This window comes from Pseudostreptobacillus hongkongensis (assembly GCF_001559795.1).
Taxonomy (GTDB): Bacteria; Fusobacteriota; Fusobacteriia; order Fusobacteriales; family Leptotrichiaceae; genus Pseudostreptobacillus; species Pseudostreptobacillus hongkongensis.
The window spans coordinates 1-16,821 of the sequence record NZ_LOHY01000057.1 but is presented as its reverse complement, the minus strand read 5'-3'; the positions used below and the strand labels follow the sequence as shown (position 1 = coordinate 16,821).

Annotated in this window: 12 protein-coding genes; all 12 read left to right on the top strand. The window is 27.5% G+C overall.

Translation table 11 applies throughout. The features are described from left to right. Positions 1-30 precede the first annotated feature (30 nt). The gene (locus tag AYC59_RS01425) at positions 31-1,221 is read left to right on the top strand and encodes an alpha/beta hydrolase fold domain-containing protein (protein WP_066894482.1); all 1,191 of its coding nucleotides are present in this window, start codon (positions 31-33) and stop codon (positions 1,219-1,221) included. 9 nt (positions 1,222-1,230) lie between these two features. Beyond that, a complete protein-coding gene (pepT, locus tag AYC59_RS01420; RefSeq protein ID WP_066894481.1) occupies positions 1,231-2,439 on the top strand; it encodes a peptidase T in 1,209 nt (402 codons plus the stop codon). After that, the gene (locus AYC59_RS01415; protein ID WP_066894479.1) at positions 2,429-3,598 is read left to right on the top strand and encodes an alpha/beta hydrolase fold domain-containing protein; all 1,170 of its coding nucleotides are present in this window, start codon (positions 2,429-2,431) and stop codon (positions 3,596-3,598) included. Before pepT ends, AYC59_RS01415 begins: the two co-directional genes overlap by 11 nt. A 112-nt stretch (positions 3,599-3,710) precedes the next feature. Then, the gene (locus AYC59_RS01410; protein ID WP_156445448.1) at positions 3,711-5,855 is read left to right on the top strand and encodes a hypothetical protein; all 2,145 of its coding nucleotides are present in this window, start codon (positions 3,711-3,713) and stop codon (positions 5,853-5,855) included. Between the two features lie 155 nt (positions 5,856-6,010). Further along, on the top strand, positions 6,011-8,269 hold the full coding sequence (locus AYC59_RS01405; RefSeq protein WP_066894475.1) for a hypothetical protein: 2,259 nt from the start codon (positions 6,011-6,013) through the stop codon (positions 8,267-8,269). Positions 8,270-8,305: 36 nt separating this feature from the next. Next, positions 8,306-8,476 (top strand): phage tail tube protein, encoded by a 171-nt coding sequence (locus AYC59_RS08255; protein WP_082752617.1) that lies wholly within the window; start codon positions 8,306-8,308, stop codon positions 8,474-8,476. 428 nt (positions 8,477-8,904) lie between these two features. Next, positions 8,905-9,870 (top strand): 6-phosphofructokinase, encoded by a 966-nt coding sequence (gene pfkA / locus AYC59_RS01400; protein WP_066894473.1) that lies wholly within the window; start codon positions 8,905-8,907, stop codon positions 9,868-9,870. 20 nt (positions 9,871-9,890) lie between these two features. Next, the gene (gene pykF / locus AYC59_RS01395) at positions 9,891-11,330 is read left to right on the top strand and encodes a pyruvate kinase PykF (RefSeq protein ID WP_211259992.1); all 1,440 of its coding nucleotides are present in this window, start codon (positions 9,891-9,893) and stop codon (positions 11,328-11,330) included. Between the two features lie 68 nt (positions 11,331-11,398). Next, on the top strand, positions 11,399-11,986 hold the full coding sequence (gene recR, locus AYC59_RS01390; RefSeq protein ID WP_066894471.1) for a recombination mediator RecR: 588 nt from the start codon (positions 11,399-11,401) through the stop codon (positions 11,984-11,986). A 19-nt stretch (positions 11,987-12,005) separates the two neighbouring features. Then, entirely contained in the window at positions 12,006-13,157 is a 1,152-nt protein-coding gene (gene metK / locus AYC59_RS01385; RefSeq protein ID WP_066894469.1) for a methionine adenosyltransferase, read from the top strand. Between the two features lies 1 nt (position 13,158). Then, entirely contained in the window at positions 13,159-14,628 is a 1,470-nt protein-coding gene (locus AYC59_RS01380) for a peptide ABC transporter substrate-binding protein (RefSeq protein ID WP_066894467.1), read from the top strand. A gap of 271 nt (positions 14,629-14,899) precedes the next feature. Next, the gene (locus AYC59_RS01375; protein ID WP_066894465.1) at positions 14,900-16,690 is read left to right on the top strand and encodes an oligopeptide ABC transporter substrate-binding protein; all 1,791 of its coding nucleotides are present in this window, start codon (positions 14,900-14,902) and stop codon (positions 16,688-16,690) included. The last annotated feature ends 131 nt before the right edge of the window (positions 16,691-16,821 follow it).

Sequence of the window (16,821 nt, the reverse complement as noted above, 5' to 3'; positions counted from 1 at the left end):
TAGTAGTTAGAGAATTAAGGAGAGTCAAATTTGAAATTACTTGTAAAAAAAATAGCTAATTTATGTGTGTTATTAAGTGTTTTGTCATGTTCTGCATTAGAAATGCCTGAATTAGATTTACCAGAAAATATTTCTGTTGAATCAAAAGTATATTCTAGTATTTCTTCAAAAATTGCTGGTAATATAGACAGAGATAAATTTTATGCAATTAGTTCATCGTTAGGTATAGATTTTTCAGAATTCATTTCAGATAATTATAGTTTTAATGTTTTTGAAGAAAATGGAACAAGATTAGAATTGTATACTAAAAATAAAAAAACTAATAATTTAATAATAGTAGCAAATGGAGGTGCTTTTATTGCACCTTATAGAACTGGAAGAAGAGATTTTTTTCTGGAAATATTTAAAGATTTAGATTTTAATGTATTAATTGTAGATTATAAAATGGGATATCAAAGAAGATTCCCAGAACAGAATAAAGAATTTTTAAATGGATATAGATTTGCTCTTAAGCTAGGATATTCTCCTAATAAAACAGTTTTTATTGGAGATAGTTCAGGAGGTAATATAGTTACTAGTTCTATAGTATATTTAGTTGATAATAATTTACCTAAACCTAAAGCTTTGGTTTTATTATCTCCTTATTTAGATGCAAGCTCTACCTTAGATAGTAGATCTAGAAATTTAAATAAAGATGTGTTCTTTGGTATGCCTCCAGGTGTTAAAACACCTGCTAAGTTTCAAAGTATTATACCGTATTTTGCTAGTGTTAAAGATTTGAAAAATAGATATGTTTCACCAGTTTTTGCTGATAATTTATATACATTTCCTAATGTATTTATACAAGTTGGAGATCATGAAATATTAGAAGATGATTCTGTAGTTATGAGTGATAACTTGAAAAAATATGGAGTTAATGTAAGGCTTGATATATACCAAGGTATGATGCATGTATTTCAGATGTTAAATATACCGGAATCTAAAAAAGCTATTAAAGATGTTAAAGAATATATATCTAATGTATTAGATAATAATGAAAAAGGATATGTAGTTAGTAATGATGTAATAAAAAAAATTAGATTTGATGTAAATGTTGAAAATTTACCTGATGAAGAATATCTTAAAAAGTTTAAAAAGCTAGGCATAGATATAGAAAACTATATTTGGTTTGAAAAACAAAATTTTGATAATTCTTATAGAAAATATTTAAATGAAGATTAAGGAGTACTTATGTTAGAAAGATTTAAAAAGTATGTGAAGTTTGAAACTAGGTCAGATGAAAGATCTATGACTATTCCATCAACACCTGTTCAGTATGAATTTGCGAAAATGCTTGCAGATGATTTGAGAAATATAGGATTGGAAAATGTCTATATAAATGAGTTTTGTTTTGTAAATGGAACTCTTCCTTCAAATATTGATAAAAAGGTTCCAGTTGTTGGCTTTATCTCTCATATGGATACTGCTGATTTTGAAGCTAGAAATGTTAAACCTAATGTTATAGAAAACTATGATGGTAAAGATATTGTTTTAAATAAGGAACTTGACAAAGTTATGAGGGTATCTGAATTTCCTAATTTAAAAAATTATGTAGGTAAAACTTTAATTACAACTGATGGAACTACATTACTTGGAGCAGATGATAAAGCAGGTATAGTAGAAATAGTTGAAGCTATGAAATATTTAATAGAACATCCTGAAATACCACATGGAGAAGTAAAGGTTGCATTTGGTCCGGATGAAGAAATAGGAAGAGGAGCTGACAAATTTAATGTTAAAGAATTTGGAGCAGATTATGCATATACTATGGATGGTGGAGAAATAGGAGAGCTTCAATATGAAAGTTTTAATGCAGCTCAAATAAAATATGAAATAACAGGTGTAAGTGTACATCCAGGAACAGCTAAAGATAAAATGATAAATGCAAATACTGTAGCAGCAGAACTTGCTAGTATGTTTCCAGTAAATGAAGTTCCAGAAAGAACTTCAGGATATGAAGGATTCTATTTATTACATAATATGGAAGCTAGAATAGAAAAAGCAGAATTAATATATATAATTAGAGATTTTGATAAGAAAAAATTTGAAGAAAGAAAAGCATTTTGTGTAGAATGTGCTAATAAGATTAATGAAAAATATGGAAATATATTAAAATATGATATGTTTGATCAATATTATAACATGGGGGATATAATAAAGGATAAAATGTATGTAGTGGAAATTGCAGAAAAAGCTATGAATAATTTAGATATAACACCAAAAATAATTCCTATTAGAGGTGGAACAGATGGTTCTAAAATATCATTTATGGGCCTACCTACTCCTAATATATTTGTTGGAGGAGAAAATTTCCATGGAGAATTTGAGTTTTCTTGTTTAGATGATATGCAAAAAGCAAAAGAATTAATAGTGGAGATAGTTAAATTAAATGCTAAGTAAGAAATATTTTACATTATTATTACTCCCTATAATTTTTTCTTGCAGAAGTATAGAACTTCCAAAAAAAAGATCAAAAGAAATAAAGACTTTATCAAATGTTATGCTAAATTTTTCAAGTAGAATTAATAGAGATATATTTTATGCTTTTTTCTCATCTATAGGTCTTGAATTACCAGAATATATATCAAAAGATTTTAAGATGAGGGTTTATGAAGAAGATGGAACTCGTATAGAACTTTTTAGAAAAAAAGGCTCTAAAGAGAAAAAATTGATGATAATTGCAAATGGTGCTGCATTTGTTACACCATATAGAGTTGATAGAAGAGAATATTTTAATAATTTATTTAGAGATCTAGATTTTGACTTTATAATGGTAGATTACAAAATGGGAGTAAATAGAAGATTCCCAGTACAAAATATGGACTATATAAATGCATATAAATTAGCTTTAAAATTAGGATATTCACCTAATAAAATAGTGTTTTTTGGTGATAGTTCTGGAGGAAATATAGTTGCATCAACTACAGTATATTTAGTGGATAATGAATTACCAACACCTCAAGCAGTGGTAATGCTTTCACCTTATCTTGATGCAAGTGATAGCGTTAAAAGTAGAGAAAGAAATTTAAGAAAAGATGTTCTGTTTGGTGTAGCAGAAGGATCAGATAATCCACCTAAATTTCAAAATAATCTACCATATTTCGCCGCACTTAAAGATTTAAAAAATAGATATGCTTCACCTATCTATGCAGATAATATGAGTAAATTCCCATCAACATTAATACATGTTGGTGGTTATGAAATACTTGAGGATGATTCTATTAAAATGTATGAAATGTTAAAAAGGTATAATGTGGATGTTAATTTACATGTATTTGATGGTCTTGTACATGTCTTTCATATTTTAGATATACCGGAATCTGAAATAGCATTAAAAGAAGTTATAGATTTTGCAGAAAATAAAGTAAAAGAATCAGGTGAAGAAATTAAAGTAAATAAAGATGTTATAAACAAAATTAAATTTGATGTAACTCTAGAAGAGTATAGTCAAAACGAAGTGATAGAAAAGTATAATAAACTAGGTGTAGACTTTGAAAAATACTTAGAATTTGAAAAAAATAGTTATAGTAATACGACTAGAAGGTATTTGAGAGATTAAATTAATTATTTTTAATAATATTGTAAATAGTAAAAGAAATGTGTTGACAAATTATTAAATAGGTAGTAAAATTATGATAGAAAATTATATAACAATATTAGGAGGATATAAAATGAAAAAAGTATTATTAGGAGTTTTAGCATTGACTTCAGTTGGTTCATTTGCTAATGTAAGTGGTTACTTAAAATCTGAGTCTGAAGTTAAGGCAACAGATACTGTAACAACTGATAACAATAAATTAAAATTAGAAGGAGCTAAATTCCCTTTAAAGACTAAATTAGACTTAGGGTTCTTCTTAGATGAAAAGAAAGATTCATTTGTATTTACTGGAGTTCAACTAAGTGGTGAAGGACAAGACAAATTTAAAGGTGCAAAAGCATACGCAGGAGTTAGATTAAACACTAAAGTTTCTGAACACGAAACATTAACTTTAAATGCAGTAGCTTCAAACAGAGATAAAGATTATAAAGCTGTTGAAAATGCAGTTAAAGAACACTTATCTGCTAATGGATTATGGACTGCAGAAAAAAGAAAAGAATTAGAACAAGATTATAAATTAGAAGATAGAGAAAAATTCTATAAAGAAAATGGATATGTTTACGGAGAAAATGATAGATTATTCTTATCTGCATTATTAAATGGTAACTATGAAACTGGTAAATATACTTTAGGTACTTTCTATAACTTAGATGCTGAAGGAAATTCAAGATTAGATTCTATAGCTAAAGCTGAAAAAGAATTAGGTAAAGTTAAATTAGAAGCTAATTTAGAACACTTATTAGGACACCAAAAAGGATTTACTATTGCTGAAAATGGACGTAACTTATTAAAAGAAAGTGATGCAGCTGGAAACTTAAAATATGCTGGAAGATTAAAAGGAGATGTTAAATTATCAACAGATAAATTAGTTGATGGATTATACATGCATACTAAACCTCATTTTGATTTAGGTACAGTATTAGAAATAACAGAAGGTCAAGATAAAGGTGTTTCAAGTACTAGAGCATTAAAAGCTGGATTAGAAAATGAAGTTAAATATACTGGAATCAAAAATATTGAAATTAAAGGTCAATTAAATTATGATGCAGAAGTATTAAACAAACCTGCTACAACTGAAAAAACAGAAGTAACATCAGATAACATTAAACAAACTGGAAATGCAGGAGAAATGTTACATTTACCTAATGCTAAATTAGATGTTAAATATAATGATGGAAAATTATTAGCTTCAACTGAAAATAAAGATACTTTATTTGTTGGACAATACTTTGGTGACCCAGTTGATACTACAGATAATAGTAAAGTATTACCTGCTATTTTATCTAATGAATTTGAAACTAAGAATACTGTAGAATACAAATTCACTAATAACTTTAAAGGAAATGCAGTTGCAAACTATAAATTAGTAAATGATTTCTACTTAACTGGAGATAAACAAATTACTGACTATTACAATACTTTATTAACAGGATTTGGATTAGGATATGAAAATTCTATGGTTAAATCTGAATTAAATGCTCGTTATTCTTTATCAGCTAACAACACATTTGTTGAAGCTGAAACTAAATATGTTCCAGAGTTTGAACATGAAGTATTAGCAAACACTAGAAATGAAGCTAAAACTATGTTAAATAAAGATGTTACATTAACTGGAACATTAAATGCATTCAACAAAATGTATGTTGATTCTGCAAAAGATTACACTGGATTCTTTGGAGCAAAAGCAGGAGTTAAAGCTGAATATGCTAAAGATCAATGGATGGCAAGTGCTGAATTAAATGGTAAATATGGTTTACTATACGAAGCAGCTAAAGATACAGATACAGATTTAAGTCATATGGCAGCAGCTCAATTAAAAACTGGATTAGGATATTCAATTGATGCTAACCACAAAGTTGGATTTGAATTAGACAATGTTTATTCTTATGGTTTATCAAATACTATGTTTGATAGAGCTGAAGAAGGAATCAACAGATTAATGAAAGATAACTTCAAAACTTCAGTAGAAAAATCAGTAGATGATTATATCTTCGCTAAAGCAAAAGATATGCTTGGAGAAATAAAAAGATTAGAAGATAGCAACTTACATATATTAGATGTAATGCCTAAAGTAAATGCTGAATTTAAATATGGTAAAGTAACAGTTAAACCTGAAGTTAGTGCTAAATTTGGATTTGGATTAAAATCTGATACTAATTCATTTAGATTAACTAATATTGAAGGAAAAGGTAAATTAAACGTAGAATATATGTGGTAATATATATGATTAGACCTCAGAAATGAGGTCTTTTTATTTGCAAAAATATATTTTTGTATATACAAAATAGCTGATTTGACTAAAATTAATAAAAAAGTTGACAATGATAAAAAATGTTGATAAAATATACTTGGAAATAGTTAGGGAGGAAAAGTATGAAAAAATATATTTTAGGATTATTGGCACTAAATACTGCAGTTTCATTCTCAAATGTAACAGGGTATTTAAAATTTGATGGAGAAGTAAAAACTGAAAATGAAGTTACTAAAGATAGTGCTGGAAATGTACAATTAGGTAAAGCTAAAGTACCTTTAAAAGGACAATTAGATTTAGGATTATATTTAGATGAAAATAAAGATGTAACTTTATTTACTGGATTAAAATATAAAGATAAAAACCAAGCATATATAGGAGCTAGAGTAGACACTAAAATAGGAAATAACTCAAATTTAATTTTAAATGCAATATATGCTGATCAAGATAAAGATTATTTAGCAGTTGAAGAAGCATTTAAAAACAGCTTAAGTGCAAGAAATGTATGGAGCGATGCAAAAAGAAAAGAATTAGAACAAGATTATAAAGAACAAGATAAATTAGATTTCTATAAAGAAAATGGATATGTATTTGAAACTGAAAAAGAAGAAAATGTAGGAACTGATAAATATACAATAAATTCAAATGATAAATTATTATTATCAGCTATAGTAAATGGAAAAGCAGATAACTTTAATTATTCATTAGGAAGTATATATAACTTAAAAAATAGAGAAACTTTAAAACAAGATGGAACATCTTTAACAAGCAGACCTGTTTTATACAACAGAGTTGAAAATTTTGTTAAAGCTGGAACACAATTAGGAATATTTAATGTATCAGGTGAATTAGATCATACAATAGGAGATGTTAAAGGTTTAGTTAAAGTTACTGATGTTGAAACTAAATTATTTGATGATAGTAGTATAGAAAATAACTTCAAATATGGTGGAAGATTAAAAGGAAATGTTAAATTAGGTGTAGAAAGTAACGGATTTAGCGTATCTACTAAACCATTATTTGATCTATATACAGTACTTGAAAAAACACCTTCAAATTCTAATGCTTTAAGTGAAAGAGCATACAAAGTAGGAGTAGAAAATGAATTTAAATATACTGGTGTTAAATATCTTGAAGTAAAACTTGGATTAAATTATAACACGGAAGTAAGTAATATACCTCTTAAAGAAGGTAAGAGTATTACTGATAGTAAATCAAAAATCATATACAAAGAAAATGTAGGATTATTATTACATGCACCATCTGTAGTATTTGATGTTAAATATGAAAATTCTAACTGGACTGCATTTACTAAGAATAAAAATGCTACATACTTATTAAAAGCACAAGGTAAAACAAGTAGAAAACCAAACTACTTTAAACCAGAAGAAGCAGTAGTAGTTAAAGACTTATACAACGAATTTGAAACAAAAAATAAATTAGAATATAGATTTAATAATGGATTTAAAGTAAATGGAGTTTTAGATGACAAGTTTGCTATTAAATTTGGTGAAATTAAAGCTAAAAATAATAAATATGGAATGTCTAAAGTTAAAAATCAATTAGTTACAGGACTTGGAGTTAATTATGCTTCATCAAATTTAAATAATGTATTAGATGTACGTTATAGATTAGATGTAGATCCAGGAAATTCTTTACTTCCTAAAGTTAACCAATTTGTTGATGTAGTATTTAATAATAGTTACCAACAAAAATTAGGAGAATTTGATTTAACTACTAGATTTGATAACTTTGGTGAATTTGGACTATATGATAAATTGGTATTACGTAAAGATGATAAATTTGCTTTTGAAAATAAGGCTAAACAAAATTCATATGTAGGTTCTGAACTTGCATTTAAATTAGGATATACAAAAGAAGCATGGTCAACAAGTGCCGAATTATTAGGAAGATACTATGGAAGCTTTGTTAAACCATTTGAAGGAGATTTAACTAAAGAACATAAAGGTGAAGTTGAATTAAAAACTAATGTAGGATATGCTATAAATTCTAATTACTCTATAGGAGCAGGACTTGATACAGATTATCTATATAACTTATCAAAAACTGAATTTGAAAGAAATAAAGAAGGAATGAATAGATTAGTTAAAGATAACTTTGAAACTTCAAAAGAAAAAACTGTAGTTGACTATATTGCTAAAAAACAAAGAGATATAGATAAAGAAAAAGCAAGATTCACTACATATGGAACTAAACATATCTTAGATGTTACACCAAGTGTTAATGTTACAATTAAATATGGTAAAGTAACATTCAAACCTGAAGTTAGTGCTAAATTTGGAATTGCATTAGAAGGAAGCAGTAAAGGTTTAAGAAATGTTGAAGGAAAAGGTAAATTAAACGTTGAATACGTTTGGTAATGTTTTAAATAATTTACTTAAAGTAAATAGGATAAGATAAAAAATAACTTATCCTATTTTTATATAGCAGTAGAAAATGACTATACTTCAGCAGTAGTAGGAAAGCAACAAACAATATTAATTGGTTGTAACTTTAATACTATGATATTAGCTAAAATAGACGCTGATAGTGAGTCATTAGATGAAGAATTTGAATTCACATTTTAAGACTCTAAGATACCTGAAAAATTCAAAGACTTAGAAGGGATGGCACAGTAGTTAATACTGTGTCTTTTAAATTAAAAAATATAAGGAGAATATAAAATATGGACTGTAATACTTAATAGTTAAAGTAAAGTTTCTTTGGAATAGGTGTAGATATAGTTCTGGAAAAGACTTTATAGATTGTAAAAAAACAGATAATATATAAAAACAAAATTTATAGAAAATTTTAATAAAGAAAAAATAATTTAAAGTAATTCAGTTGAATTAGGTTTTGAGAAAAAATAAAATGAAGTAATAAATAAAAAAATTAATCAGTATTATTTATGAAAACGCTTTCATAAAAATCACTAAATAAAAAAATTACTTGAAATATACAATAAATAATGTTAAAATATCAAAGTAAATATATGGATTTAAATTGGGAGGATGAAATGAAAAAAATAGCGATCCTAACTAGTGGTGGAGATTCACAAGGGATGAATGCTGCCATAAGAGTTGTTGCTAAAACTGCCATGTCTAAGGGTATGGAAGTTTATGGAATTAGAAGAGGATATAAAGGGATTTTAGATAAAGATATATTTAAAATGAATTCTCTTGATGTAGCTGGTCTTGCAGGAAAAGGTGGAACTATGTTACTATCAGCGAGATTACCTGAATTTAAAGATCCTGAAGTTAGAACAAAAGCAGCAAATATATTAAAAGAATTTGGAATAGAAGGTTTAGTTGTTATAGGTGGAGACGGTTCATTCCATGGAGCTCATTACTTATATGAAGAACATGGTATTAAGACAGTTGGTATACCAGGAACTATAGATAACGATATAGCTGGAACTGATTATACTATAGGTTATGATACAGCACTTAATATAGTACTTGAATCATTTAATCAAATTAGAGATACAGCTAAATCACATGATAGAACATTCATAATTGAAGTTATGGGAAGAAACTGTGGAGATATAGCTTTAAATGCAGGTATAGCATGTGGAGCAAATGGTATTTTAATACCAGAAGTAGAATCAACAGTTGATGATATAATTAAGATAATTAAAAAAAGAAGAGCAGAAAATAAATTCTATGATGTAATAATAATGTCTGAAGGATGGAAAGGTAAAGAAACTATTGCTCAAGACCTTAAAGAAAGAATGCCTGAATTAGAACCAAAAGTTGTTGTTTTAGGACATATTCAAAGAGGTGGAAGTCCAACGGCTGCAGACAGATTATTAGCTACAAAACTTGGAGTTAAAGCAGTAGAATTATTAGAAGAAGGACAATCAGGATTAATGGTTGGAGTTCAAAGTTCAAATATAGTTACTCATAAATTATCATATGCGTGGGAAAATTACCATAAAAAATCTCAAGAAGATTATGATGTAGCTATGATGTTATCAGTTTAAAAAATATAGGAGGTATATAAATGAAAATTAAAATGACAAAGGTAGTATGTACTATAGGACCTAAAAGTGAAAAAAAAGAAGTTTTAAAAGAGTTAGTATTAAATGGTATGAACGTAATGAGACTTAATTTCTCACATGGAGATTTTGAAGAACATGGAGCAAGAATTAAAACAATAAGAGAAATATCTCAAGAAACTGGGAAATTTGTAGCTATTTTATTAGATACTAAAGGACCAGAAATAAGAACAGGATCACATGCACAAGGTGACGTTAAATATGATTTAGTTGAAGGACAAGATTTTGTTATTACAACTGATTATTCATTCCTTGGAACTCCTGAAAAAATATCAGTTTCATACCCTAATATGACTAAAGATTTAAAACCTGGGGATACAATATTATTAGATGATGGATTAATAGGATTAGAAGTTAAAGAAATTAAAGGAAATGAAATTTTCTGTAAAGTTAAAAACTCTGGTCAATTAGGACAAAAGAAAGGTGTTAACTTACCAGGAGTATCAGTTTCATTACCAGCTTTAGCTGAAAAAGATAAGAACGATTTAAAATTCGGATGTGAAGTTGGAGTTGACTATATAGCTGCTTCATTTATAAGAAAAGCATCTGATGTTGCTGAAGTAAGAAGAGTATTAGATGAAAATGGTGGAGAACACATTAAAATAATTTCTAAGATAGAAAATCAAGAAGGAATAGATAACTTTGATGAAATATTAGAATTATCAGATGGTATAATGGTAGCAAGAGGAGACTTAGGGGTAGAAATTCCAGTTGAAGAAGTTCCATTTGCTCAAAAAATGATGATAAGAAAATGTAATGCAGTTGGTAAACCAGTAATTACTGCTACACAAATGTTAGATTCAATGCAAAAAAATCCAAGACCTACAAGAGCAGAAGCAGGAGATGTTGCTAATGCAATCTTAGATGGTACTGATGCTGTTATGTTATCAGGAGAATCTGCAAATGGTAAATATCCTGTAGAAGCAGTAAGAACTATGGCTACAATTTCAGCTAAAACAGATGAATATGGAGTACCAAAAATTTATTATACACATGATGTAACTATTACAGAAGCAATTTCAAAAGGATCAGTAGAAGCTGCTGAAAACTTAAACGCTAAATTAATAGTTTGTTGGACAAAAACAGGACGTGCAGCTAAAATGATTAGAAAATACAACCCATCAATGCCAATTATAGCATTAACTGATAGTGAAGTTACTGCAAGACAATTAGCATTAGTAAGAGGTGTAAGATCAATAGTTGCTACAGATCTTGATAATGCTGATCATTTCTTTAATAAAGCATTAGAAATTGCTGCTTCAAATGCTGCAACAACTGAAGATGAAGCATACACAGGATTCAAAAAAGGTGATTTAGTAGTACTTGTTACAGGAGTTTCTGAAACAGGAACAACTAACACTTTCAAAGTTGCAAGAATAGTTTAATCTTAAAAAGATATTAAGTATAGAAGGGAACTGCTCTGCAGTTCTCTTTCTTGTTAAGAAAGGTTTTTATGGAAAAAATAGATGAATTGATAAAAGTTTTATCTAATTTAAAAGGGATAGGAAAAAAGAATGCAACAAGAATTGCATTTGATATATTAACAAAAGATGAAGAAGAAATATCGTACATTTTAAATACCATAAAAGATAGTTATGAAAATATTAAACCTTGTAAGATTTGTTTTAATTTAACTGATAATGAAATATGTAATATATGTAGTGATGAAAAAAGAGATCAAACTGTTATATGCGTAGTAGAAGATACAAGAGATATATATGCATTTAATAAGACTAGTTCATTTAACGGGCTATATCATGTTTTAGGAGGAAGAATTTCTCCTTTAAATGGAATAGGTGTTGAAGATCTAAATATTAAAGAATTACTTTCAAGAGTAGATAAAGGAGTAAATGAAGTAATACTAGCCTTAAATCCAGATCTTGAAGGAGAAACTACAATACTATATTTAACTAAATTATTATCGGATAAAAATGTTAAAATTAGTAGGATAGCAAGTGGAATACCTATAGGGGGTAATATAGAATATTCTGATAGTGCTACTTTAGTTCAATCATTAGAAGGTAGAGTATATATAAAATAAAAGAAAGGAGAGTATGATTATGTCAAAGTTTTATTTTACTTCTGAATTTGTTTCGCCAGGACATCCAGATAAAATTTGTGATCAAATATCTGATGCTGTTTTAGATGCTTGTTTAAGTGAAGATCCAGAATCTCGTGTTGCATGTGAAACATTTGCAACAACTGGATTTGTATTAGTAGGAGGAGAAATAACTACGAAAACTTATGTAGATATACAAAGTTTGGTTAGAAATAAAATTAAAGAAATTGGATATGTTCCTGGACTTGGATTTGATTATGATTGTGGAGTTATTAATATGATACATTCTCAATCTCCAGATATATCACAAGGTGTTGATATAGGTGGAGCTGGAGATCAAGGTATTATGTTTGGTGGAGCAGTTAAAGAAACACCAGAACTTATGCCACTTGCATTAGTTCTTTCTAGATCAATAATAGTTAAATTAACAGAACTTACTAGAAATAAAGTACTTCCATGGGCTAGACCTGATGCAAAAGCTCAAGTAACTTTAGAGTATGATGATAATAATAATATAGTTGGAATAGATTCTATAGTTTTATCTGTTCAACATGATGAAGAAATTACTTTAGATGAGATAAAAAAACAAGTAAAAGAGTTAGTTATAGCACCAGCTTTAAAGGAATATGGAAGAGATATTTCGGAAGTTAAGAATTTCTACATTAACCCTACAGGAAGATTTGTTATAGGGGGTCCACATGGAGATACTGGACTTACAGGTAGAAAAATAATAGTTGATACATATGGTGGTTACTTTAGACATGGTGGAGGAGCCTTTTCAGGTAAAGATCCATCAAAAGTTGATAGATCAGCTGCATATGCTGCTAGATGGATAGCAAAAAATATTGTTGGATCAGGTATTGCTGATAAATGTGAGGTTCAATTATCTTATGCTATAGGTGTAATAGAACCAACATCAATTTTAGTTGAAACATTTGGAACTTCAAGTTACTCTAATGAAGAAATAGCAAATGTTGTAAAAGAAATATTTGATTTAACACCTAGAGGAATAGAAAAATCTTTATCACTAAGAAAACCAAATTTCAGATATCAAGATTTAGCTGCATTTGGTCATATTGGAAGAAAAGATATAGAGCTTCCTTGGGAAAAATTAGATAAAATAGAAGAAATAAAAAAAGGATTGATAAGATAAAGTGAAGAAGTTTTTAGTTATATTTTTAATATTAGTTACATTTTTTTCTTGTAAAAATGAACAAAATAATGAATTAGTTTTTAATATATACAGTGCGCCTAAAAGTATAGCGCCAAATAAATCAAGTGATACGATTTCATTACAAGTAGCAAGTACTATTTATGAAGGATTACTTAGATTAGATGATAAAAATGAAATAGTAGGAGGACTTGCAAGTTCTTATGCTAAAGAAGGCAATAAATATATATTTGATATAAGAGAAGGGTTAAAGTATTCTGATGGAAGTAATATCGAATTAGTAGATATTAGAAATGCATTTTTAGAAACTTTAAATAAGGAATATTTATCACAATATTCTAATATGCTTTTTGTTATAAAAAACGGGAAAGAATACTATGAAGGTAAGGTTGATGAAAAGGAATTAGGAGTATATATAGAAGATGGAAAACTTATAATAGAACTTAAAGAAGATGTACCATACTTTACATATTTAATGACATTACCTTTTACTTCACCTAATATTAAAGGTAAGTATACAGGAGCATTTTATATAGAAAATTTAGGAGATCAAGAAATTAAATTAGTTAAAAATACTAATTATTGGAGATCTAATGAAGTTAAATTAGAGAAGTTTAAATATGTATACTTTAGTGATTTTTCAACTATAAACAACTTAATAAAAAATGGAAGCATAGATATATCTAGAGTTGATTCTGAATTATTAGATGGTAATATTAATAGTTACTATAATGGACGTATTTGGTATTTAGACTTTAATGTATTTGGAGACAACGTTTTAAATAATGTACATTTAAGAAATGCATTATCATTAAGTATTGATAGACAAAAGTATGTAGATAAAATTAAAAAAGATGGTTCAAAAAAAGCACTTAATTTAATATCAGATATATTTAATTATGAACCTAGTTATACTATATCTGATATAGATGTAAATAAGGCTAAATCAGAATTAGATATTGCAAAAAAAGAACTTAATACAAATGATATAAAACTTGAAATATTAGCAGGAAATACTCCTGTAGAAGTTAAAGAAGTTCAATATATACAATCTCAAATTAAAGAGAATTTAGGATTAGAATTTAGTGTAAAAGTTGTACCATACAAGGATAGATTAGCAAATATTAAAGAGTTAAAATATGATATAGCATTAAATACTTGGTCACCTAAATACGATAATCCTATATCTATACTTGATAGATTTACATATAAGAAAAAAGATGTTAAAGTATTTAATCAAAAAGAATTTCAAAATTTATTAAATGAGGCAAACAAAGATATATTGAATTCAAAATCTAAAATACAACAAGCAGAAAAATTAGTTTTAGAAAATATGGTTGTTTCACCTCTATATTTTTCTATAGAAAATCAATATATAAGTAAAAAAGTTAAAAATGTTGTAAATCATCCTATAGGAAATATTACAGACATGTCATATATGAATTTTAAATAAAATTAAAATTAGGTCGTAAAGTCCTAATTTTTTATTTACATAATAATATTATTGTAAATCAAATTTATAATAATTATTAAAACTATAATATGTTTATATATCATTTATATTTATTATACGATTTTTTTTAATTTAATTATACTATAATCATATAAAAAGATTAATTATATATAAAATTAATGATTAACATTAAAAAAATATATTTGAAATAATACTTGAAATGTAGTAAAATAAATCAAAATAGAAATTAAATAAAACTCAGGAGGATATTATGAATAAATTTATGAAAGCTAGCATAATGCTAGGAGTATTAGGAATGTTGATTTCTTGTGGACCAGGTAAATCAAGATCAGAAAAAGGTGGAGAAACGACAAGTTTAAATTTCCCTATGGAATATACAAGTGATCAAAAAGCAATTGAAGGTGGGGAATTAAAAGTTGCATTAGTTACTAATTCACCATTTAAAGGTATTTTTTCACCACTACATTATCAAGAAGCACCAGATGGAGATATTATGAATTATTTCAATGAAGAAATATTCTGGAAAAATGATGATTTTGAAATTGTTGGTAAAGAAGGTGGAATGGCGACAGTTACATTAGATGAAAAAAATAAAACTATTAATATTAAATTTAGAGAAGGTCTTAAATGGTCAGATGGAGCTCCTTTAGGTGTTGACGATTTTATTTATACATATGAAGTACTAGGTTCACCTGATTATACAGGAGTTAGATATAGTCCAGAAGATCATGGAACTATTATAGGTATGAAAGAATATCATGAAGGAAAAGCTAAAACTATATCAGGATTTGAAAAAGTTAGTGATACTGAGTTAAAAATACATGTTAGTGAGCTAAGTCCAAAATTAATTACTGGTGGAGGAGCTCTAACTTCAGGTGGATCAATATTACCAAAACACTATTTATCTGATGTGGCTATTAAAGATTTAGCAAGTTCAGATAAGGTTAGAAAAAACCCTATATCAAATGGGAGATTTGTGGTTAAAAGTATAGTACCAGGAGAATCAGTAGAATTAGTGCCTAATGAAAACTATTACTTAGGTAAACCAAAACTAGATAAGGTAGTTATAAAAACATTAGGAACTCAATTACAAGCAACAGCAATGAAAAATGGAGAATTCCATGTTTATTTAGAATTAGATCAATCTCTTTATGAAAAATTCAAAGACTTTGATAACTTAAGTTTAATTGGTAGACCTGATTTATACTATCAATATTTAGGATTTAACTTAGGACATTATGATAAAGAAAAAGGTGTGAGTATACAAGATAGAAAAACTCCTCTTCAAGATGTGAAAGTTAGACAAGCTATGGCATATGCTTTAAATGTTGATGAAATTGCTCAAGCATTCTATGGTGGTATAAGACAAAGAGCAAATGGAGTTACACCTCCTGTATTTAAAAAATACTATAATTCATCTCTTGAAGGATACCCATATAATCCTGAAAAAGCTAAACAATTACTAGCAGAAGCAGGATATAAAGATACTGATGGTGATGGAATAGTAGATAAAGATGGTAAAAATCTAAAACTTCACTTTACAACTATGAATGGTAGTGAGGTTGCAGAACCTATAGCACAACAAATGCTACAAAATTGGAAAGAAATTGGAGTAGATGTTGAATTAACTAATGGAAGATTATTAGACTTCAACTTATTCTATGATAAAATACAAGCAAATGATGATGATATAGATATGTATATGGCTGCATGGGGTGTAGGAAGTTCACTTGATCCAGCTCAAAGTAAGAGTAAATATGTTGAGTTCAATATGACTCGTTATGCAAATGATGAAAATGAAAGATTAATGAATGCAATATCAGATCCTAAAGGAATAAGTGATCCTAATTATAAAGCAGAAGCATACAAGAAATGGGAAGAATACTTTGTTTCACAAGCTGTAGAAGTACCATTAATGTTTAGATATATTGTAGTACCTATTAATAAAGGTATTAAATATGCAAATGTATTTATTGATGATTCAAAAGCAATCTATGATACACAATTTGTAACACCATTACCAGTTAAAGCTTCAAATTAATAAAAAAAATATATTATCAAGAAGCACCAATTTAGGTGCTTTTTGAATAACTGGGAAAAATTTTTCAAAAAAAAACAAAAAAAGGTATTGACATAAAAAGTATATTTATGATAATATAAATATTGTCCACG

Coding starts and splice junctions, on each gene's coding strand:
- AYC59_RS01405 (WP_066894475.1), top strand. CDS start 6,011: ATGAAAAAATATATTTTAGGATTATTGGCACTAAATACTGCAGTTTCA.
- pykF (WP_211259992.1), top strand. CDS start 9,891: ATGAAAATTAAAATGACAAAGGTAGTATGTACTATAGGACCTAAAAGT.
- AYC59_RS01375 (WP_066894465.1), top strand. CDS start 14,900: ATGAATAAATTTATGAAAGCTAGCATAATGCTAGGAGTATTAGGAATG.
- AYC59_RS01410 (WP_156445448.1), top strand. CDS start 3,711: ATGAAAAAAGTATTATTAGGAGTTTTAGCATTGACTTCAGTTGGTTCA.
- pepT (WP_066894481.1), top strand. CDS start 1,231: ATGTTAGAAAGATTTAAAAAGTATGTGAAGTTTGAAACTAGGTCAGAT.
- metK (WP_066894469.1), top strand. CDS start 12,006: ATGTCAAAGTTTTATTTTACTTCTGAATTTGTTTCGCCAGGACATCCA.
- pfkA (WP_066894473.1), top strand. CDS start 8,905: ATGAAAAAAATAGCGATCCTAACTAGTGGTGGAGATTCACAAGGGATG.
- AYC59_RS01415 (WP_066894479.1), top strand. CDS start 2,429: ATGCTAAGTAAGAAATATTTTACATTATTATTACTCCCTATAATTTTT.
- recR (WP_066894471.1), top strand. CDS start 11,399: ATGGAAAAAATAGATGAATTGATAAAAGTTTTATCTAATTTAAAAGGG.